Annotated in this window: 18 protein-coding genes; 12 read left to right on the forward strand and 6 right to left on the reverse strand. The window is 40.6% G+C overall.

What is annotated here, in order from left to right:
- The first annotated feature begins 8 nt into the window (after positions 1 to 8).
- Both LMH66_RS13245 and LMH66_RS13250 read left to right on the forward strand, forming a co-directional pair.
- Positions 9 to 1,394, forward strand: a complete 1,386-nt coding sequence (locus tag LMH66_RS13245; protein WP_420709422.1) for a M28 family peptidase — start codon at positions 9 to 11, stop codon at positions 1,392 to 1,394.
- Between the two features lie 47 nt (positions 1,395 to 1,441).
- Positions 1,442 to 1,690: a hypothetical protein gene (locus LMH66_RS13250; RefSeq protein WP_229370586.1), complete on the forward strand. Its 249-nt coding sequence runs from the start codon at positions 1,442 to 1,444 to the stop codon at positions 1,688 to 1,690.
- 103 nt (positions 1,691 to 1,793) lie between these two features.
- Here LMH66_RS13250 and LMH66_RS13255 read toward each other — a convergent pair whose 3' ends face one another.
- Complete coding sequence (locus LMH66_RS13255; RefSeq protein WP_229370588.1) at positions 1,794 to 2,636, reverse strand: 23S rRNA (adenine(2030)-N(6))-methyltransferase RlmJ; 843 nt, start codon at positions 2,634 to 2,636, stop codon at positions 1,794 to 1,796.
- Positions 2,637 to 2,775: 139 nt separating this feature from the next.
- Between LMH66_RS13255 and LMH66_RS13260 the strand changes: the two genes are divergently transcribed.
- Complete coding sequence (locus LMH66_RS13260; RefSeq protein ID WP_267869166.1) at positions 2,776 to 3,537, forward strand: class I SAM-dependent methyltransferase; 762 nt, start codon at positions 2,776 to 2,778, stop codon at positions 3,535 to 3,537.
- 137 nt (positions 3,538 to 3,674) lie between these two features.
- On the opposite strand, the gene LMH66_RS13265 is transcribed toward LMH66_RS13260, so the two are convergent.
- On the reverse strand, positions 3,675 to 4,070 hold the full coding sequence (locus LMH66_RS13265; protein ID WP_229370589.1) for a YybH family protein: 396 nt from the start codon (positions 4,068 to 4,070) through the stop codon (positions 3,675 to 3,677).
- Between the two features lie 112 nt (positions 4,071 to 4,182).
- Between LMH66_RS13265 and LMH66_RS13270 the strand changes: the two genes are divergently transcribed.
- From LMH66_RS13270 to LMH66_RS13290, 5 genes are all read left to right on the forward strand, one after another.
- A complete protein-coding gene (locus LMH66_RS13270) occupies positions 4,183 to 5,052 on the forward strand; it encodes a LysR family transcriptional regulator (RefSeq protein ID WP_102526974.1) in 870 nt (289 codons plus the stop codon).
- A 345-nt stretch (positions 5,053 to 5,397) separates the two neighbouring features.
- Positions 5,398 to 7,305, forward strand: a complete 1,908-nt coding sequence (locus tag LMH66_RS13275; protein WP_229370590.1) for a GGDEF domain-containing protein — start codon at positions 5,398 to 5,400, stop codon at positions 7,303 to 7,305.
- A 371-nt stretch (positions 7,306 to 7,676) separates the two neighbouring features.
- The gene (locus LMH66_RS13280; protein WP_229370591.1) at positions 7,677 to 8,531 is read left to right on the forward strand and encodes an HAD-IIB family hydrolase; all 855 of its coding nucleotides are present in this window, start codon (positions 7,677 to 7,679) and stop codon (positions 8,529 to 8,531) included.
- A gap of 1 nt (position 8,532) precedes the next feature.
- Positions 8,533 to 9,753, forward strand: coding sequence for a glycosyl transferase (locus tag LMH66_RS13285; protein ID WP_102526971.1), 1,221 nt, complete (start codon positions 8,533 to 8,535; stop codon positions 9,751 to 9,753).
- A 192-nt stretch (positions 9,754 to 9,945) separates the two neighbouring features.
- On the forward strand, positions 9,946 to 11,688 hold the full coding sequence (locus LMH66_RS13290) for a sugar phosphorylase (protein WP_229370592.1): 1,743 nt from the start codon (positions 9,946 to 9,948) through the stop codon (positions 11,686 to 11,688).
- A 128-nt stretch (positions 11,689 to 11,816) separates the two neighbouring features.
- Here LMH66_RS13290 and LMH66_RS13295 read toward each other — a convergent pair whose 3' ends face one another.
- The gene (locus LMH66_RS13295) at positions 11,817 to 13,271 is read right to left on the reverse strand and encodes a methyl-accepting chemotaxis protein (protein ID WP_229370593.1); all 1,455 of its coding nucleotides are present in this window, start codon (positions 13,269 to 13,271) and stop codon (positions 11,817 to 11,819) included.
- A 357-nt stretch (positions 13,272 to 13,628) separates the two neighbouring features.
- Positions 13,629 to 15,602, reverse strand: coding sequence for a diguanylate cyclase (locus tag LMH66_RS13300; RefSeq protein WP_229370594.1), 1,974 nt, complete (start codon positions 15,600 to 15,602; stop codon positions 13,629 to 13,631).
- Between the two features lie 439 nt (positions 15,603 to 16,041).
- Between LMH66_RS13300 and LMH66_RS13305 the strand changes: the two genes are divergently transcribed.
- The 3 genes from LMH66_RS13305 (at position 16,042) to LMH66_RS13315 (ending at position 17,812) form a co-directional block, all read left to right on the forward strand.
- Positions 16,042 to 16,392 carry a DUF4870 domain-containing protein gene (locus LMH66_RS13305; protein ID WP_229370595.1) on the forward strand — a complete coding sequence of 117 codons (351 nt, stop codon included), beginning with the start codon at positions 16,042 to 16,044 and terminating at the stop codon, positions 16,390 to 16,392.
- A gap of 85 nt (positions 16,393 to 16,477) precedes the next feature.
- The gene (locus LMH66_RS13310; protein WP_102529618.1) at positions 16,478 to 17,134 is read left to right on the forward strand and encodes a Bax inhibitor-1 family protein; all 657 of its coding nucleotides are present in this window, start codon (positions 16,478 to 16,480) and stop codon (positions 17,132 to 17,134) included.
- Positions 17,135 to 17,179: 45 nt separating this feature from the next.
- The gene (locus tag LMH66_RS13315) at positions 17,180 to 17,812 is read left to right on the forward strand and encodes a GNAT family N-acetyltransferase (protein WP_229370596.1); all 633 of its coding nucleotides are present in this window, start codon (positions 17,180 to 17,182) and stop codon (positions 17,810 to 17,812) included.
- A gap of 19 nt (positions 17,813 to 17,831) precedes the next feature.
- Here the strand turns inward: LMH66_RS13315 and LMH66_RS13320 are convergent, their stop codons facing one another.
- Positions 17,832 to 18,377, reverse strand: coding sequence for an NADPH-dependent FMN reductase (locus LMH66_RS13320; RefSeq protein WP_102529619.1), 546 nt, complete (start codon positions 18,375 to 18,377; stop codon positions 17,832 to 17,834).
- Positions 18,378 to 18,440: 63 nt separating this feature from the next.
- Positions 18,441 to 18,845, reverse strand: coding sequence for a VOC family protein (locus LMH66_RS13325; protein WP_229370598.1), 405 nt, complete (start codon positions 18,843 to 18,845; stop codon positions 18,441 to 18,443).
- A 265-nt stretch (positions 18,846 to 19,110) separates the two neighbouring features.
- Here LMH66_RS13325 and LMH66_RS13330 point away from each other — a divergent pair, with 265 nt between their 5' ends.
- Complete coding sequence (locus tag LMH66_RS13330; protein ID WP_229370599.1) at positions 19,111 to 20,013, forward strand: LysR family transcriptional regulator; 903 nt, start codon at positions 19,111 to 19,113, stop codon at positions 20,011 to 20,013.
- Positions 20,014 to 20,203: the final 190 nt, after the last annotated feature.

Genomic DNA, 20,203 nt, shown 5'->3' on the forward strand with positions numbered 1-20,203 from the left:
AGGAAACTATGAAACCACAATTACAGTTAACTAAAACAGCTGCATCAGTTTTCGGACTGATGTCATTAATCAGTTTTGGAGCGAGCGCCGCGCCAGCACCTTCGCAAGAAGATCTGCGTTTATACGATATTGCCACAGCGCCAAAAGCCGAACGACTACATGATGATGTGGCTAAACTGGTGAGTTTTGGCACACGTCATACTTTGTCTGAAACTCAGTCAGATAGCCGTGGGATTGGCGCGGCAAGACGCTGGATTAAAGACGAGTTTGAGCGTATTTCTGCTGATTGTGGCGGCTGCCTTGAAGTGGTGATGGTAGGAGAAACCGTTAGCGGTAAACGTATTCCTGAACCCACTGAAGTGGTCAATGTATTTGCAATACAAAGAGGTAAAACAGATCCCAATCGTGTAGTGATGATGAGTGGTGATATTGACTCACGGGTTACCGACCCGATGGACTTTACTTCAGATTCACCAGGTGCGAACGATAATGCCTCGGGCGTGGCAGGTGCGTTAGAAGCTGCGCGCGTATTATCGCAATACCAATTTAATGGCACGATTGTTTATGCAGCGCTTTCAGGAGAAGAACAAGGCTTATATGGCGGCGATGTACTGATTAATTATGCTAATAAGCATGATTGGCAGGTTCAAGCTGTGTTGAATAACGACATGATAGGCAATATTGCTGGTATAAATGGCGTTATCAATAATTCAACCGTTAGAGTGTTTTCTGAAGGTGTGCGTATTGCTGAAACCAAAGAAGAAGCGAAAGAGCGTTATTTTAGTGGTGGCGAAAATGATTCTGCATCGCGTAATTTAGCTCGTAACATTAAATCCTTAGCAGATCAGTACATGACCAACTTAGATGTAATGCTGGTTTATCGTCTAGATCGTTTTGGCCGTGGTGGACACCACTTGCCCTTTAACAAAGCGGGTTTACCAGCGGTTCGAGTGATGGAAACCAATGAACATTACGACCGTCAACACCAAGACTTACGCACTGAAAATGGCATTGAATATGGCGATGTGATTGAAGGAGTCGATTTTGACTTTAATGCTAAGTTAACAGCATTAAATGCGATCAGTTTGGCTTCAATGGCATGGGCGCCTGCGCCGCCAACGGGGGTGAAGATTGAAGGCATTATGCAGCCAAACACTAAAATACAGTGGGATGCCAGTAAAGATAAAGCTGTGGTGGGCTATCGTGTTTATTGGCGCTTAACCACAGAATCAGAATGGACTCATAGCCGTTTTGTTGGCAATGTGAGTGAATTTATACTAAAGAATATGGTCATAGATAATTATCTTTATGGCGTAGCTGCCGTAGGTAAAGACGGCAACACTAGCCCTGTGGTATTTCCTGGAGCGGCTGGTGCGTTTTTTAAAGTAATTTAATGATTAAGATTAAGGGCTAATTTTAAGTTTAAGTTTAAGGGTTAAGGATGATGAAGAACAAAAGGATTTTATTGGCGTGTCTGTTAGTACCGTTACTTACAGCGTGTTCCGCACGAACGGCTTCAAATGCAGCTAACGACTTTGTTATTGGTGCATATGAAAATGCTGAAAAGAGGGAAGTTGAGGAGTCTCGCCCCCAAAGTCAGACATCGAGTAATAATACCCGTAAGGATGTCAGTGCTGGTTTTTTTAGTGCGATATTAGGTGCTCTTTCTCGGACGTTAAATGGCGATTAGCAAGTTGATATCACTATTTTGAAGCTAAAAGTTGAAACTAAAAAGCCCATGCAATTAAAATTACGTGGGCTTTTTGTTGAGTGCTAAATTATTTTGTCGCTAATTATTCTGGCACTTCTAATTTCACTACGGTTTTACCGCCACTTTTACCAAGACAGCGCTCTAAATAGTCTAAGGTTTCTTTAGCCGCGATATCTAATTTCCATGGTGGATTAATCACCCATAAGCCCGCTGCTGTCATGCCAAACACATTATTATCAGGAGTAATTGACTGTTCAATTCGCAGTTGATGCTTAATGCCACTGTCAGTCAAAATCTTTAGCATCGCTTCTGTTTGCGCTCTATCTACAACTGGATACCAAAGCATATAAACACCCGTTGCAAAACGTTTATGGGCTTTGATGATGGCATGAGCAACATCTTGATAGTCTGTTTTCATTTCATAGCTTGGGTCGATCAGCGCGACAGCACGGCGCTCTAGTGGTGGCACTGCAGCAATCAAACCTTTTAAACCATCACCTTTAATCACGCGAACATGTCGGTCGTTACTAAATTGCTCATCTAATGAAGTAAAGTCGGTGCCGTGTAATTCATGCAATACCATGCGATCTTTTTCGCGCATGTTCATGTCAATAAAAGCCGGTGAGCCTGGGTAAAACGCTAACTCTTCTTCACCTTGATTAAAGTGTTTTACATCTTCAATATACTGCTGCAAAGGTTCAGGTAAATCATCTCGTTCCCAAAGTTTGGCGACACCATCTAAGTATTCACCCGTTTTCTTCGAAAACTCATCAGTTAACGCATAACCTCCCGCGCCAGCATGGGAGTCAATATAGGCCATAGGCTTATCTTTTTTGTGCATCAATTTAAGCACTTGAAGCAGCATTGTGTGCTTGAGTACATCAGCATAATTGCCAGCGTGATAACCGTGACGATAACTTAACATGAGAGATCCCAACTTATTTGAACAGCAAAATGCTGTGTAATAGCTGCATTATAAGTTTTCTATGGCATCAGGTATAGGTATTCACTGCCGCAGGCTTTTGGCATAATAAACAGGAATCACTTTTACTGTCGGGATCCCTTTGCAAATACCTATCTTTTTTAATCAACAATATCCTTCTCTCATCGATATTACTGAACGTTGGGGATTAGTGTGGGACAAAGAAGCGGATTTTGAGCTGCGTTTTGAACACAACACCTTGAGTTTACATAAACGCGACGAGCCAAAACTCGATGGGATCAGTGTTGATTTTGTCTCTGGTGCCGTTGCTCATCGACGCAAGTTCGGTGGCGGTCGCGGTCAAACTATTGCAAAAGCAGTGGGACTTAAGCAAGGCGTGACGCCGACGGTAGTAGATGGTACCGCCGGTTTAGGCCGTGATGCGTTTGTGCTTGCCAGTTTAGGTTGCAAAGTGATTATGGTTGAGCGCCACCCTGTGGTGGCAGCATTACTTGAAGATGGCCTTCGCCGCGCCTATGAAGATGCTGAAATTGGTGAATGGATGCTCGCTCGCATGAGTTTATTCCATGGTTCAAGCATTGAGGCTTTGGCTGATGCAGCAGCGCAATCAGGTGAAGCAATCGATGTCGTCTATCTTGATCCTATGTATCCACATCGCGAGAAGTCGGCGTTAGTAAAAAAAGAAATGCGCGTGTTTCAAACCTTAGTGGGTGCAGACCTAGATGCTGACGGACTATTAAAACCTGCTCAGGCACTGGCAACAAAACGTGTTGTGGTCAAGCGGCCTGACTATGCAGAAGATTTAGATGGGGTAAAACCTAGCATGGTATTAGCGCAGAAGAAAAACCGTTTTGATGTGTATGTAAAAGCAGCAATGAAATAGTTTAAACAGCAACCAACTGAGGCATTAATAAAGCTAAACAACTCTTTCCCTCAAAGTTAAGGGAAAGGTTGTGAATCGATGAGTTGTCAATCATGTTAGCTGCATTCATCAACGGAGATAAACAGTTAGCATGATGTTTAGCGCTCGCCTTGTACTTCAAACTCGTCGCTTGCGAGTCTAGCGCGTCCGTCTGCTTCAACAACCCAAAGTTCGCGATGTACAACACCAAAAGCTTTATTCATTGTCCATTTCGAGGTTAAAATATAGCCACTTTCGCCTTCAGCTTCCCAAGTCACTTGAGTGTAGTCAACTTGGTTAAAACCTTGGTCCATAATACCTTGCCAAAAAGCTTCAATAGCTTCGCGCCCTTCAAATACACCAAATGGACGTGCTGTCATAATGCAGTTTTGTTGATATTGAGCTGCACAAGCCTTGGCATCTTGATGGTTAAATGCGACTTGCCATGCAGCAATCCCTTTTTTGCATGCGGCTAATATTGCGTTGTCAGTGCCAGTAATCGTGTTATTTGTCATTTGAGGTTCCTTGATAAGCTGTTATTTCGTCATTGAGATCTAGATTAGTCTTATCATTAGCTCTGAAAAACAGCTATATTGATATTCACTGTTAAGTTAAATAGAACAATAAATGTCTAGATTACGACAAATGTCAGTATTTGCTCATATTGTTGAAATGGGCTCGATTACCGCCGCAGCTGAAGCGTTAGAAGTATCAAAGTCAGTGGTAAGCCAGCATTTAAAATCCTTGGAAGCTTCTTTGGGCATCATATTGTTAAAACGCACCACCAGAAAGCAAGCTCTGACCGCTGCAGGTGAGCAGTTTTATCAACAATGTAAAACGATAAACCAGATCGCCAGTGACGCATGGCTCGAAGCTGAGGAAACAAAGAATGTGCCTCAAGGTAAAGTAAGAATAACGGCACCAAATGCGCTTATGGAAACCCTCGTTGCTCCTGCTATTACACAACTGTTAGTGCAATATCCGCAATTAAAACCAGAGTTAATTAGTCATGACCAACATTTGGATTTGGTAAATGAAGACATTGACTTAGCGATTCGAGTTGGCCAGTCACCATCAAGTAACTTAAAGCAAAAACGCATTGGCGAGTTTAGAGATGTACTTGTTGGCAACAAAACACTTATTGAATCAAAGGCGTGGCAAGTTTTACCCTATGTCGCCAATTCATGGCAAAGTAAAACTATTAGCCATCAATTTATCAATTCAGAAAAATTAATTTGGCATTATCAAGCACAAGCACACTGTATTGCTAACTCATTTCATACTTGCTTAGCGTTAATCCAATCAGGAAGCGGTATAGGAATAGTGCCAGATTTTTATTTTTCCAAGTCTGAACATGAGTTATGTGAAGTTTTTCTGGGGCAGAAATTAGCGTTAAATAGTGTCTATGGCTTACACCCCTTTGACAATAGAATGCCACTGAGTGTCAAAGTGTGCTTAGATGCCATTAGCCAGCAGTTAACCCTAGCGACCGCATAATGCCAAATAGCTTTTGATCTATGTACGATTAAGCAATTTACAAAAGCATTACACAAAAGCATTTAACATCTCTATTTGGCAGCATGTTAATACTGAAACACTCCAAAAATATTAAAATCAATCGAGGCTTACAATGAGGTCTAATGAAAGCCGAGTGTAGATATTTTTATTCATTCACAGAGTCATATTTTTACGTTAGAAGCAGTAATTATTTTTGTTCCATATGTAACTATACGTCACAAATATATCTTTAAATCAATATTCTACCTTTAATGGAATGCTATGTTGGCTTGAAATAGATATACTGCTAAAGGGTTAGTGGATTGAGATGGATAGGGATTTTAAATGATGCAAAATTGGCGAGTATGGCTGTGTTGTGCCATTTTTGCATTCAGTGCAAGTGGAGTTGCAAATACTCTTGATATAAATTCTCGTGATATAAATTCTCATGATATAAACAGTCTAGATATATTAGAAGAGTCAGCTTTATCTGTTAGCCCCCAAGAAGGTATAGCGTTATTAGATCAGTTTGGTCTGGGAAATAATGGCTTGAAACCAGAGCAGCAAGCCAAAGTGTGGTTTCTCTATGGTCAATTATATGAAAAAGCTCGTGAATTGGATAAAGCCATTGCCAGTTATGACAAAGGCATTGCATTAGTAAAGTATCTGCCAATTACTGATGTACTTATTGATAGTCATTTAGAAAGATCCTTTGCTTTGTATTTACAAAGCAATGATCCTGCTGTGTATTGTGCCGATAGAAAACAAGCACTTATTTATGCCCGCCAACATAACAACTCTGAACTACTCGCAAAAACCTTAACTCAAAATGCATTTTGTTACAGTGAGCCTGAAACTGTTTATCAAGGGATTGCCTTACTTGATGAAGCCATGCTGATTATTGATAAGAGTGAGAATCTCAATGTACATCGTAAAGCGATGATTTATAACGCAACAGGCAGTTTATATCGGAGCGTAGGCTTACATCAAAGAGGCTATGAAAATTTTGAAAAAGCGTATCAAACCTGGCAAAGCATTAATGACATTGAAGATATGTTTAACATGCAACATAACATGGTCAGCCAAGCGATTAAGTTAGCTGATTGGGACAAAGCGCGTAAGAGCATTGAAGCACAATTTGCCCTAGCAAATATGGTTGATGAAACCAAAGATTTACTGTTTTTTGCTCATTTAAATGCAGGACGTATTGCATTACGGACTCAAAATTATCAACAAGCTATATTCCATTTAGAAAATGCGGTTTCCTTAGAGCACACCACAAAAGAAAAGTATTTTATCTCCAGTAATTATTTGTATTTAGCCTTGGCCTATTTTAAAAGTGGCGATGCTAAAAAAGCTGCTGAAGCTGCAAGAACGTTTCGATTAAACAAGCGCTTTGCCGCCAATATGAAAGCAATGTTTCTAAAGGCCGATGCCATTATCGCACTGGATGAAAATAAGCCTGTTATCGCGGCAAGTAAACTGTTTGAAGTTATTGATATAGAGAGAAAAGTTAATCAAAGTGTTATCGATAACAAAGTGGTGAGTAATTCGCTGGAGCACAATTCAAAAATTGCCGATTTTGAGAATGAATTACTGGCAAATAAGTTAGCCATCAATGAATTGAATTGGGCATCAGTAAAAGATAAAGAACGTATCAATGAGCTTAAAATGAGCTTGTTCATCGTCATTCTGGTTGTTCTAGCTAGCATAGTATTGTTTTTACTTTTTTCGAGAAAATCTTTAAAAGTAAGGGCGCAAACCGATTTTTTAACAGGGCTTGCAAACCGTGGTCATACTTTTCAAATCGGTCAAAAAATCGTAGAAAAAGCCTGGAAGAAGCACCAACCTGTCGCTGTGATTATTTTTGATATCGACAACTTTAAATCGATCAATGACCAATATGGTCACCATATTGGTGATTTAGCGATTGATGCAGCCGCTAAACGAGCAAAAAGCTGGCTTAAAAAGCATGATCTCGTAGGACGTATTGGTGGCGAAGAGTTTTTAATCATTCTTGAAAATACCAATAAAGAAGAAGCATTTAACATTGCAGACCGATTACGTAATGGAATAGCATCTCAATCATTTCAATTTGATGATGAGACTGTCGAGTTCACCGTGAGCCTAGGAGTTGCAGTGCTAAGCGACAGCCATACAGCACTAACGACATTAGTTAAACAGGCAGATGATGCGCTTTACCAAGCCAAATTTTCAGGAAGAAATAAAGTTTACCTTGCTGAATGCGCTTAAAGTAAACTGTTGTTTTTCTTTCTGAGCATTAAAAATTTATTAAATAGCCTAGCAATTCAAACGTTGGGGCCGCATAAGTTTACCTCGTTTATTATTTAAAAGATGATGATTAAAGTGGCTCTCTCTGCGCAACTCAATGACCAGATTTGCACCTTATTGGTGCGTAAGTTGTTTTAAAACCTCGCAACAATGCCCTTAATTACCTCAAAAGCAGTATTTGTTTTGCAAATATCACTCAATAATTTATTGATTACTTTCAATGGTTAAAGCCTCTGTCTGTTCCAATTTAGTGCAGCCTATTACGATCTGGCATATAACCTGAAACGTTTTAAACAGAGATATTTTTTGTTTGCGAACGGAAGGGAATAAATATGACGACAAGACCGCTTATTTTTACCGACATGGATGGCACGTTACTGGATCATTACGATTATAGCTTTTCGAGTGCAATCGGGGTGATTGAGGCTTTGGTAGAAAAACAAATTCCCATCATTGCTAATACCAGTAAAACCTTTGCTGAAATGGAAAAAATCCAACAGACAATTGGTTTCAATTCTCCTTTTATTTCTGAAAATGGCGCGGTGGTTTATATCCCCATCGGCTATTTTGATACCCAACCTGCTGACACAATTACCCAAGGGTACTATTGGGTAAAAGAGTTTTGTGAACCCCGCGAACATTGGCTACAGCTATTAGATTCAAAGGCGAGTGATTTTGCCAGCGACTATATTGGCTTTTCAACTTTAACTGCAGAAGAGTTATGTGAATTTACTGATTTATCAGCTGAAAAGGCGACCTTAGCCTTAGTGAGACATTATTCCGAGCCTGTACTTTGGACGGCCGATGAAAGCCGAAAAAGAGCCTTTATAGAACATATGAACAGCCTTGGAGCGAACATGCTTCAAGGAGGTCGTTTTTTACATGTGGGTGGTCATACAGATAAAGGTCGCGCAATGGATTGGCTTGCGCAAGTGTATGCCGACAAGTATCAAACCAGCGTGCAAACCATCGCCCTAGGCGACAGTGGTAATGACAGCGCCATGTTAGAGGCCGCTGATGTGGCAATTCAAATTAAGTCACCCACTCATACTTTTCCAAAAATCATCACAGACAACAAAACCATGCAGAGCGAGCATTATGGCCCTAAAGGTTGGGCTGAATGTTTGCAGGCCTTGTTATTAGAGTCATCGACATCCACACCATCATTCACACTTGAGGAGGCATAACATGGCCGATTTCTACCAAAATGGCATTGTTACTACGCTACATAACTTAACTCAGCGTACCCATGATGAAATGGAAAAGGACTTACTCAAGTTTTCTAAAACCCGTCCTTTAGGCTTGATCTTGCCTTCATTATATTCAGAGCTTGAAGGCGAAGCCTTACCGCAGATAATCAGTAAGTTAAAAGAGGTACCCTATCTTAGTGAGATTGTTATTGGGCTTGATAGGGCTGATAAAGAGCAATATAAGCAAGCGCTTGGTTTCTTTAATCAACTGCCGCAACATCATCGAGTATTGTGGAATGATGGCCCTAGATTGCAGGCATTAGATGCCAAACTGAGTAAGTTAGGTTTAGCACCAAAAGAACTCGGTAAAGGACGAAATGTCTGGTATTGCATGGGTTACACCTTAGCGTCTGGTAAAACGGAATCGGTGGCACTGCATGATTGCGATATTGTCACTTATGAAAAATCATTACTTGCTCGTCTGTTATACCCAGTGGCCAATCCACAGTTTAATTACGAGTTTAGTAAAGGTTTTTATGCCCGTATGTCGGATGGCAAAATCAATGGCCGCGTATCACGATTACTAGTGACCCCATTGATTAAGGCACTTCAGAGGGTTTTAGGACACAATGAATATCTAGAATATATGGACAGTTTTCGTTACCCATTGGCGGGTGAGTTTTCGTTTCGCCGTGACGTATTAAACGATCTGCGTATTCCTAGCGATTGGGGTCTCGAAATTGGTGTGCTTAGTGAAATGCACCGTAACTATGCTCATAATCGTATTTGTCAGGTGGATATTGCGGATAATTATGATCATAAACATCAGGATTTATCCTTAGATAATGCTGAGGCTGGCTTATCTAAAATGTCGATCGATATCACTAAGGCTTTCTTTCGAAAACTCGCCACCCAAGGTGAAACTTTCAATACTGAAGCCTTTAGAACCTTAAAAGCCACTTATTACCGTATCGCACTCGATTACGTAGAAACCTATCATAATGATGCGTTGATGAATGGGCTCACTACTGATATTCATACTGAAGAAAAAGCAGTAGAAATGTTCACCCAAAATATTGTTACTGCAGGGCAACGCTTTTTAGATAATCCGATGGAAACGCCGTTCATGCCAACGTGGAGCCGCGTGATTAGCGCAATGCCGGATGTACTCGAACAGCTTAAAGCCGCTGTCGAAGCAGATAACGCCGAGTTCATGTAAGTTATGAGTGTTGGGTTTTCTGGTCTATGGTTTTCACTGCAAAGTCCTTAAACGATTTAGTACTTAGATTAAGTGCTTAGATTTAGTACTTAGATTTAGTACTTAGGTTTAGCGCTTAGATTTAGTTGCTAAAGCCGCTGGCTTCAAGGGCTTGGTAGTGAGTAGAAATGACTCAGGTTAGAAGAAAGACAAATGACAGAATTAGAATGTTTAAAACACAAGCTTATACAGCAACTTGATAGCATCTATAAAGATGTTGAATTAGCGCTTGAAAGCGATGAGATCGCTGATGCTTTAATTGATGCAATGCGTATTGAACAAGGTGGATTTACCCCGAAACCGTTTAGTAATCATTGGTCAGAACAAGATGTGGTGATGATTACCTACGGTGACAGCATCATGTGTCCGAACCAAAATCCGCTCGCGACCTTATCTGAATTTATGGACACTCATCTTGAGTGCATTAATTCGGTGCATATATTGCCGTTTTTTCCGTTTAGCTCGGACGATGGTTTTGCTGTTATCGATTATTCCAGTGTCAATGATGGCTTAGGGGAATGGTCTGATATTGAGACGATTGCTGCAAAGCGCAGGTTGATGTCAGATTTAGTGATAAACCATTGCTCTAGCCGAAGTGTATGGTTTCAAAACTTCATTAAAGGTGAAGGGGTCGGTCATGATTACTTTTTTACTGCCAATGTCGAAGATGACTTGGCAGAAGTCGTGCGCCCAAGAACCTCAGATTTACTCAAGCCGACACAAACCAGTAAGGGCTTGCAGCATGTGTGGTGTACGTTCAGCCATGACCAAGTCGATTTTGATTTTAGAAACCCACAAGTCTTGTTGGAATTTGTGCGGATTATTCGTCAGTATCTTGATGCTGGAGTGAATATATTTCGCTTAGATGCAGTCGCTTTTTTATGGAAAATCGTTGGCACCAAATCCATTAATTTGCCGCAAACCCATGAAGTGATCCGTCTGCTACGCACGCTTATCGAGCACGCACAACATGATGCAGTCGTTATCACTGAAACGAATATTCCTAATACTCAAAACTTGACCTATTTTGGTAATGCTAACGAAGCCCACTGTATTTATAACTTCTCTTTGCCGCCGTTACTTATCAATACTTTGATTACAGGCAGTTGTTTGTATTTAAAGCGTTGGCAAATGAGTATGCCACCAGCGCAAGACGGTACCACTTATTTCAATTTTATTGCTTCTCATGACGGTGTTGGTTTACGGCCAGTGGAAGGGATATTGGAAGATGAAGAGATCAAGGTGTTGGTGGACACCATGACCTTATTTGGTGGCAAAATTTCCAGCCGAACCAGCGAAGATGGCCAGAAAAAACCTTATGAAATGAACATAGCGTTAATTGACGCGCTGCAAGGGACTACAAAGGGTAAAGATCAGTTTGGTTTGGCGCGATTTACCTGTGCCCATGCAATTATGTTAGGGCTGGAAGGTATCCCTGGTATTTATATTCACAGTCTACTCGGTACGGGCAATGATTATGAAAAGCTCGCTAACACCTCTCATAATCGTTCTATCAATCGTCACCGCTGGGATTGTCAGGCGCTTAATGGTCTATTAGCTGACGAAAATAATGTTCACAGTAAGGTGTTAGCGTCATTAACTAAACTGATCAGCATTCGAACGAATCAAAAAGCATTTAACCCTAATGCGACTCAATTTACCTTGCATTTAGGCTTACAGTTATTTGGTTTTTGGCGTCAAAGCCGCGATCGAAGACAAAGTGTTTTTTGTATCAGTAACATCACCGATCAACCGATGGATTTACCCTTAGCCGAGCTTAATTTAATTGGCACAGAAACCTGGTTTGATTTAATTGATGGTGAAGTGATTAATGACATTACTGCAACGCAATTATTAGAGCCTTATCAAACCGTTTGGATCAGTAATGTGGCGTAACATCAGATAAATAAATTTTGGATATTTAAACAAAAAACCAGCATGATTGCTGGTTTTTTTATTAGTTTAGTTAGTGAAGTACTCATTTAATTAATACTAAACACTATGGCATTGATGTGTAGACGCTGCTATTTTTCAGCAAGCGTGTACTGCTTCAAAATATCATCAAGCCCAACAGACGATTGGGTTAAATTGGCTGCAAGTGCCACTGAGCGGTGAGCGGTTTCTCTAATGGTTTCTGCTTGGCCGCGAATATCGTTTAGCTGACCAGCAATATCACGTGATGCCGCGCTTTGTTCTTCTGATGACGCTGCTATTTGTGAACTCATATCAAACACACTACTAATTGAAGTCACCATACTATCCACATCATGACCTACTGACTCAATTGCACTTCTACCTTGATCTGCTTGAGATACAATATCCGTGGTGATATGCGATAAGGTATTGGTGTCTTTTTGTAGCCCTTCAATCATGGTTTGAATTTCAACTGTGGCTTGCTGGGTGCGACTTGCCAGGGTTCGCACTTCATCAGCTACCACAGCAAAGCCTCGACCTTGTTCACCGGCTCGCGCTGCTTCAATAGCCGCGTTGAGCGCCAGTAAATTTGTTTGCTCTGAAATACTATTAATCGTGGTCACTACAGCACCAATATTGGCTGCCGCTTGAGATAGCTCGCCTACCGAGGTTGAAGCTTCTGAGATTCGACTGGTTAGGGTACCAATACGATTAACTGCTTCAGCAATTTGAGCTTGGCTATTGCTGGCTTGCGATGCGTTTTCTTGGCTTTGTTCTGACGTATTGCTGGCATTATGGGATACATCTTCAATAGCCGCTGTCATTTGCGTCATCGCGACGGATACCGTATCTAAAAATTCGTGTTGATACTGAGTCAGTTCTTCACTTTGATTGGCTTGCTGATTAAATTCATTCGCCGCTTCAGACAGCGTTTGCGCATTAGCAGCAATGGCGGTGACCATTTCACTCATATTATCGGCGCTACGATCAATTTCACGGGCGATTAAGCTGAAATCATCAGTACCAAAAAAGTTAAGCCGTTGACTGAGGTCGCCGTCAGCAAGGCGCTTGATGGCAACATACATGTCCCATAATCCGCCACCGAGAGAGGTTGAAGTCCAATAGCACACTAAGTACAGCGGCAGTAAACCGATAAAGGCGAATAAGAGTGAGCTACTGGCGCTTGAGAGTGCATCGGCTTCTTGCTTAGCGACATTAACAGTGATGACTAATGCTTGGTTATTAATCGGGGCACTTACCGTGACATTGTCACCACTGCGGCGTGGTTGCATTAACGAGCCTATAGACGCATTGAGTTGTTGCGCATATTGAGATAGCTCTTGGCCTTCAAGGGATTGAAGTTGAGCGCTTTCGGCCAGTGCATTGGCTCTTGATTGGACTGATTGCTCTGAGGCCGATTTGATGTTTGCGCTGGTATTAAAGTAAGTACTAAGGGCCACAGTCGCGGTAATCAGGGTGACTAAAGTGCAAATTACCCAAAATTTACCATTTAAGCTTAACTTGATCAGTATGGCATCGACTTTGCGAAAATTGATTTGTTTCATCTTAAATATTCCTTTACCAAAGCCAAACTTGAGCTATGACTTCGTCTGTAAAACTCACGATAATTTATTCTAGTTGAATCTGAATTATCTATGGTTTAGTTAGCAGTATGAGCCCATGTTCAGGTTATTAATGTTCGGCTTTTCGGTAATATATTGTTGAGTCATATATTGTGAATCATGTAACAAGGCATGGTAACGCCAATGAATAGCAATTAATTCGAGAGAGATCCCAGTATGCGTGTTTTATGTTTATGGCATAACGCGAATTCAGCTTCATCATCTAGTGAATGCAGCTCTCTACAGTCAACTTGTATCGGCTAAATTTAAAAATAGTTTAATCAGTTTACTTGATCATACTCACAAATTAACTGGCTGTTTAATACTGACATCATCGTTGGCGTGCTTAAGATTCAAAGGGGCAATGACAGTCAACTTTTTACTATGTTCAAGTGAGTTAGCATCGAAAGCTTGAATCTGATTTCTCCCAGCCGCTTTAGCAGTGTATAGGGCAATGTCAGCATGCTTAAAAGCTAAGGTGGCATCATCTTGTACTTTCGAAATTCCACCACTCACAGTAAATTTCATCAATTCACTGTTAGCGATCATTTGTTTTAAGCGGTTAAGTACAGCCTCCGCTTGTTCAAGAGAAGTATGAGGCATCAAAATGGCAAACTCTTCCCCACCAATACGTGCAATAATGTCAGTTTCTCGGCATTGCGAAGTTAGAAAACTGGCTAAGTTTTTAAGCGCCACATCACCAACATCGTGACCATATTGGTCATTAATTTTTTTAAAAAAATCAATATCAATAATTCCTAAGCAGGCTTGATAATTACTATAGCGCTTAGTGAATATGTTAAGTTTAGTCAGTTCATCATCAAACTTTCTTCGATTCCATAAACCTGTTAATGGGTCAGACTCACTCTGATTTCTAAGGGTTTCTTCCAACTGCTTTCGCTGAGTAATATCAGTAAACGTAATCACATATTTTTTCACGCTGCCAAAACTATTTCTGAGTACTTGAATGCGTACCATTAAGGCGTATTCACTGCCTGACTTATTGGTTCCCATGACTTCACCTTGCCAATTATCTGCTTGTAAATGACGTTGAATTGCGACCATTTCCGTTTGCGAAAACTTCAGGTTTAACTTAGCCAGTGACTCGCCGATTAATTCATTAGCGGTAAAGCCTGAAACCCTCACAAACACTTGATTTGTTTTGACTAACTTAAAGCGCTTATCGGTAATAATGACACCGGCAATGCCATTAAAGGCAGCTTCCATGAGTTGCTGATTCATTTGATTATTTTCATGGCTGTTATAAATTTTGAAGAGATAGCTGCAAAACCCTAGTAAGAGCAATAGCAGCAAAATAGCCTTAGTTAGTAGGTTTTGTTTTTGTTCGGTGACATAAGCAGAACTTGTCGGCGACGAAATAAGAATATATTTCCCTAATGGTGCATAAACGGCACTGAGTCCTAGCTCTGTATAAGAGTAAACCATGCTATCGATGGTCAAGCGTCCTTCATCTGAAGACAATATTTGTTGCCATAAAACAGCAAAATCATTGGCAAGGTTATGTTGTTCATCCGTGCTAAATAAATGGCCTAAGACTTCAGATGGCTTGTCACTGGCGAGTAAGTTGCCGTTTTCGTCAATGAACCGCGTTATAAAAGTGTCGCTTTGCATTTCTTCAATGGCATTAAGGATGTTATTCACACTGAGGTTGATGACGATATAGCCTTGACGTGCATTGAGGTGATAAACAGGCATGATGATCCGTAAACTGGTTTGGATTGGCTTCATTAATTGGCCGTTTTCAGTTTCAATATCAACAGGCCAGGTGCCTATTTCGCCTTGTTTAAGTGCTTGTGCATGCTGAAAATAAGCGCGTTTTGACTTATCTTCTAATTGAGAGGCAGGAATGCGCTCGATATTGTTTTGCTTATTATTGACCCTGATGAGCTCAATACCTGAAGCATCCAAATAGCGAATGTGTGAGTAAACATTTTCATTTTTAACAATGAAATAAAACATGTTTTCTAGTGCAGTGCGATTTCTGCTGCTTGGCGTTTGGCTGAATAACTCAATCTGTGGGCTGGTGGATATTTTTTTGATGATGTCGTCAACTTCTTCAATCACATCTGATAAGCGTTGAGATGAGAAAGCCAAACGTTGCTTATGACTGTCATTAATTCGAGTCAACTGATCGGATGTAATCCGTTGATATTGGCTGAATACGTATAAAGATAAACTTATCGCAAAGAACAGCACTGTGCTAAAAATAAGCTTGAATACACGGATATTCTTATTTCGCAGGGTGTTATGCATAGGTCTTTGCTCACTTGTTTGGCTATGAAATTAGGGTTACCAATCTCTTCAGCTGCTACTTTATATGGGCCAAGAAACCGATAGTTACCTTTATGTGCCAAAGCAAGTTTGAGTATCAATGTTTTAAACTGATGGCATTTTACTGAGCAGATAAAATATTAACTAAGGCAATGTTTTTAAATGATTAATAAATTAAATTAAATTGAAATTTAAGCGCTGGAACTATTGCGGAACATGCTTATGCTGGTTAATCTAACTGCAGAACATATTGTTAGTCGAATAGTGAAGGATTGCTATTGAGTCAGTGAAAAGGAGCTTTCAAGTTTTTTCTTCACGCCTTTCTATATCCTCCTGTAACAAACTATTCCTAATATGCCTTCAATAACAATAATTTAATTATTTTTTAAAACAGCATAAAGCGAATGAAAAAGGATTCAACATGAGCGAAGAAACAAGTTTACAAGTCGAAGAAATTAACCAAGATTCTAAAAACCTAGCGCTACTTTGCTGGATTGGCACCATCTTTTTTGGTTTTATCCCTGGTTTAGTTTTATATCTGGTGAAAACTGATGATGAGTTTGTCCGTGAGCAAGCAAAAGAGTCATTAAACTTATCGATTACGGTCATTATTGGTTACTTCATTTCAAGCCTGCTATTTATCATTGTCATTGGCATGTTAACTATGTTTGCTGTAGGTATTTTTAATCTAGTATTTTGTATTTTAGGTGCAATTGCAGCCTCTAAAGGTGACAGCATCAAAGTGCCTTATATTTTACGTTTAGTTAAGTAAATCAGAGTAAGTTCATAGTGCTTGAACATCAGCATGGTGCAGTTATGCCATGCTGGTTAAGCGCCGTACTTAAAAGGAATATTAAGTGGAAACAAATGTTTTTGACCGTAGGCATACCACGGATAATATTATCAGTGGGCCGCTGTATAATTTGGTCATAGGTTTAACCCTTTGTTGGGGTTTTGGCGTGAACTGGTGGATGGTAACGAACATCTCCCCAGAAGCCATTGCTTCAGTTAATTCTTGGGTGTTTTTTATTGGCTATTTTGCTTCATGTTTTCTCGGTATTTACCTGTTTTCATCGTCTGATAAACCGATTGTGAGTTTTATTGGCTACAACTTTGTTGTGGTGCCGTTTGGTTTTATCATCAATTTAGTCGTCAGTCAGTATGATGCAGCTTTAGTGTCTGAAGCGATTAGAATTACTGGCTTGGTCACCATTGGCATGATGTGTTTAGGCACATTGTTTCCCGCTTTTTTCAGTAAAATTGCCGGTGCGCTGACGATTGCACTCTTGCTGGTTATCGTGGTTGAACTGATTGAAATCTATGTATTTGGTATTCATCACGGCATATTAGATTGGATAGTGGTGCTGATTTTTTGTGGTTATATTGGTTATGACTGGGGTCGTGCTAATCAAATACCAAAAACCGTCGATAATGCTATCGACAGTGCTGCAGCGCTCTACATGGATATTATTAACTTGTTCCTGCGGATTTTACGGATTTTAGGTCGAAAATAATTTGCCTGTTACCGATATTCATTAAGGGCTGCAAGGCCCTTTTTTATGGACTATCGAAAATATAAATGGGTGTTCGCTAAGGAAATGATGACTCAAACTGGCGTGTCACAGAATGATATGCAGGAGAATAGTTTGCAGGATAACGAGATGAAATTGATTAAACCTTGTATGCAGTATCAGGCAAGCTATTTGGCTTACATTACTGAACTAGCTGATGAAGAACGTTACCCGTTTCCGCTTGATTTTGATTGTGATGATTTTGCGGCAATGCTACAAAAAAATCAGGATTTTGCTGATGGGGTTAATTTGCCTCAAGGCTATGTTGCCAGCGAAACCTATTGGCTAGTCGGCGGAGTAGACTTAATCGGTGTAGCCAATTTACGGTTAACCCTTAATGACAACATAAGGCACTGTGGTGGTCATATTGGTATGGGGATCAGACCGAGTTATCGGGGTAAAGGTTTAGGGGCTAAATTGATGGCGCAAACTATCGCATTGGCAAAGGGTAAAGGCATGAATGAACTGCACATTCATTGCCATAAGCACAATCAGGCGTCAGCGAAAATGATCATCGCCAATGGCGGCATATTGCACTCAGAAATAGAGATAGTGGCAGACAATGGCAATCAATCTAATAACGCTGTAGCATTAGTACAGCGCTATCGGGTTTGTAAATGAAGCTAAAACTGCTCAAGCTTTATGAGTTACTGACCAATTCACTGACTACTTGAGTTAACTGTTGTGCTAGCGCTGAGTCGGTTATTTCGCCTGTTGCAGCATCAAAGTTTTGGTAAAAGCTAGGTACTGACAATGAGCCTTTTACTTCAGCGGCAAAATATGGGGCTGAACCCGTTGCAGCGGCTAAAACACTGCTGGCGCCGCCAGGCCCCGGAGAGGTTGCTAGTAGTAATGTTGGCTTACCTTGGAATACTTTTTGGTCGATACGCGATGTCCAATCAAATAAGTTTTTATATGCAGCGGTGTAAGAACCATTATGTTCGGCAAAAGAAATAACGATAGCGTCAGCTTGACCTATTTTGTCGAAAAAAGCCTTAGCTAGTGCTGGCTGGCCTAGCTCTTTCTCTCTATCTTCACTGAATAATGGAATCTCATAGTCATTAATGTCCAGTAATTCTACTTCGGCGTTATCGACTAATTTGGCTGCTTGGTTAGCGGCGTAATTAGCTAATTGTTTGTTAATTGATTGACGGCTACTGCTTGCTGCGAATGCTAAAATTTTCATGTAATTGCCTTATATGTCTAAGTCAGTTTTTCTATTTGTTCATTAATGGTTTCTGTAAAGGGATTAATGGATATCTAAGCCTTTATATTCAATAAACTCAACCACATTTCTATCAGGGTCTCTGATAAAGAAAGAGGTGCCAGTGACGTGCTTCATTGGCTCACCACTCAATGGAATGTTTAATTCAGCTAGCCTAGTTATCACTGCTGCTGCGCTCGTCACTTCTAGTGCCACATGGGTATAGCCAGTATGTTTAGTCGGAATATCCATTAACACGTTAGTGTCAGTATCTGCGGCGTTCAAAATAAAGTTAATATTGACACCGCTAGGGTGCTCGATAATCGCAACCGGCTCAGGTCCTATTGGGCCGGCAATATAGTTAAATCCGAGTTGTGCATAAAATGCCTTTGATACTTCGAAATCTTTAACTCTTAAGCCGTAATGATTAATGCGAGTTATCTGTTCCATGGCGTTATTCCTTACATTATCAATAAATTATTCAGTTAAGTGACTAGATGACTAGGAACTCATGAAGCTACTTTACGCAATAAACTGCTTATGATTAAGCCAGCAAAAGGGAAATTATTATTTCCATATGACTCGCAATAACCCTTTTAAGTTTTAATTTTGGCTTTATTGGAACTAAAACAATTGCTAAATTGGTTATTCATTAACGCACTAATGGCTGCAGACAATTCGAATTACAGCTCTGTTGCTAGAAAAGGAATGTGAAGTGAAATTGGATACTAAGTTATTTGACGGAATCGTTATTTTCACACAGGTGATTGAATCTGGCAGTTTTTCAGAGGCAGCAGATAAAATGGGCCATTCAACTTCGCATATTAGCAAAGCTGTTACCCGCTTAGAGCAAAGGTTAAAAACCAGATTACTGCACCGTACAACGCGCTCATTAAGTTTAACGCCTGAAGGAAAACTGTTTCATCAACAGTGCCTGCAAATCGTCAGTGATGCTGAGCAGGCCGTGGTCATGCTCGACAGTAGCCAGCAAACGCCTTCGGGCACGTTAAAGTTAAGCTGTCCTGTGACATTTGGACTAAAGCACTTACAACCGATTCTATCGATGTATATGCGCTTATATCCTGAGGTTAAACTAGAGTTGGATTTCAGCGATCGCCATGTGGATTTAGTTCAAGATGGCTATGACTTAGCGATTAGAGCGACACATCAACTGGATGATTCCAGTCTGATTTGTAAGCGTATTAGTCAATTTAATGCCTATACCATTGCGACACCTGCTTACTTAGCTAAGTATGGAATACCGCAAACTCCAGAAGATCTCATTACTCATCAATGCATCTGTTATAGCAATCTAAAACAGCCAAATCGCTGGGTGTTCGAGCATCGAGAAAAAGAGACTGTGACCATTGATGTCCCGCAAGTCATTGGCTGTAATAATGCTGATATGGAGCTGGCAATGGTACTCGACCATCATGGTATATGCCGCTTGCCATCGTTTTATCTTGGCGATGCATTGGCAGAAAATAAACTGACATTACTGTTTGAAGATTACCTTCAACCTGAAATTGATATCTATGCCATCTACCCAAGCCGTAAACATTTATCCCCCAAAGTTAGAAGTTTTATTGATTTGCTGGTGGAGCAAATGCCGGCTTAAAGCACACGTGCCTAAGCTACTTCAAGATGCACGGTTCTGCCCCAAAACTTGTTAGCAGCTTTAGTTAGCTAATGATTTCTAGATTTGAATCGAATCTAAACCTAAATCAAGGTCGTGGCGCTTCGCCCACACCAAACGAAAGGGAAACAACAGCATTTCCCTTTTCGATATCCCTTGCCGCTCCGACGAA

Origin of the sequence: Shewanella sp. 10N.7, from assembly GCF_020806285.1 — a bacterium.
In the GTDB taxonomy this organism is placed as follows: Bacteria; Pseudomonadota; Gammaproteobacteria; order Enterobacterales; family Shewanellaceae; genus Shewanella; species Shewanella electrodiphila.

Excerpts from the sequence above, each read along its gene's own strand:
- LMH66_RS13250 (WP_229370586.1), top strand. The coding sequence starts at position 1,442 with ATGATGAAGAACAAAAGGATTTTATTGGCGTGTCTGTTAGTACCGTTA.
- LMH66_RS13315 (WP_229370596.1), top strand. The coding sequence starts at position 17,180 with ATGGACTATCGAAAATATAAATGGGTGTTCGCTAAGGAAATGATGACT.
- LMH66_RS13275 (WP_229370590.1), top strand. The coding sequence starts at position 5,398 with ATGATGCAAAATTGGCGAGTATGGCTGTGTTGTGCCATTTTTGCATTC.
- LMH66_RS13290 (WP_229370592.1), top strand. The coding sequence starts at position 9,946 with ATGACAGAATTAGAATGTTTAAAACACAAGCTTATACAGCAACTTGAT.
- LMH66_RS13295 (WP_229370593.1), bottom strand. The coding sequence starts at position 13,271 with ATGAAACAAATCAATTTTCGCAAAGTCGATGCCATACTGATCAAGTTA.
- LMH66_RS13270 (WP_102526974.1), top strand. The coding sequence starts at position 4,183 with ATGTCTAGATTACGACAAATGTCAGTATTTGCTCATATTGTTGAAATG.
- LMH66_RS13280 (WP_229370591.1), top strand. The coding sequence starts at position 7,677 with ATGACGACAAGACCGCTTATTTTTACCGACATGGATGGCACGTTACTG.
- LMH66_RS13285 (WP_102526971.1), top strand. The coding sequence starts at position 8,533 with ATGGCCGATTTCTACCAAAATGGCATTGTTACTACGCTACATAACTTA.
- LMH66_RS13255 (WP_229370588.1), bottom strand. The coding sequence starts at position 2,636 with ATGTTAAGTTATCGTCACGGTTATCACGCTGGCAATTATGCTGATGTA.
- LMH66_RS13300 (WP_229370594.1), bottom strand. The coding sequence starts at position 15,602 with ATGCATAACACCCTGCGAAATAAGAATATCCGTGTATTCAAGCTTATT.
- LMH66_RS13245 (WP_420709422.1), top strand. The coding sequence starts at position 9 with ATGAAACCACAATTACAGTTAACTAAAACAGCTGCATCAGTTTTCGGA.
- LMH66_RS13265 (WP_229370589.1), bottom strand. The coding sequence starts at position 4,070 with ATGACAAATAACACGATTACTGGCACTGACAACGCAATATTAGCCGCA.
- LMH66_RS13325 (WP_229370598.1), bottom strand. The coding sequence starts at position 18,845 with ATGGAACAGATAACTCGCATTAATCATTACGGCTTAAGAGTTAAAGAT.
- LMH66_RS13320 (WP_102529619.1), bottom strand. The coding sequence starts at position 18,377 with ATGAAAATTTTAGCATTCGCAGCAAGCAGTAGCCGTCAATCAATTAAC.
- LMH66_RS13305 (WP_229370595.1), top strand. The coding sequence starts at position 16,042 with ATGAGCGAAGAAACAAGTTTACAAGTCGAAGAAATTAACCAAGATTCT.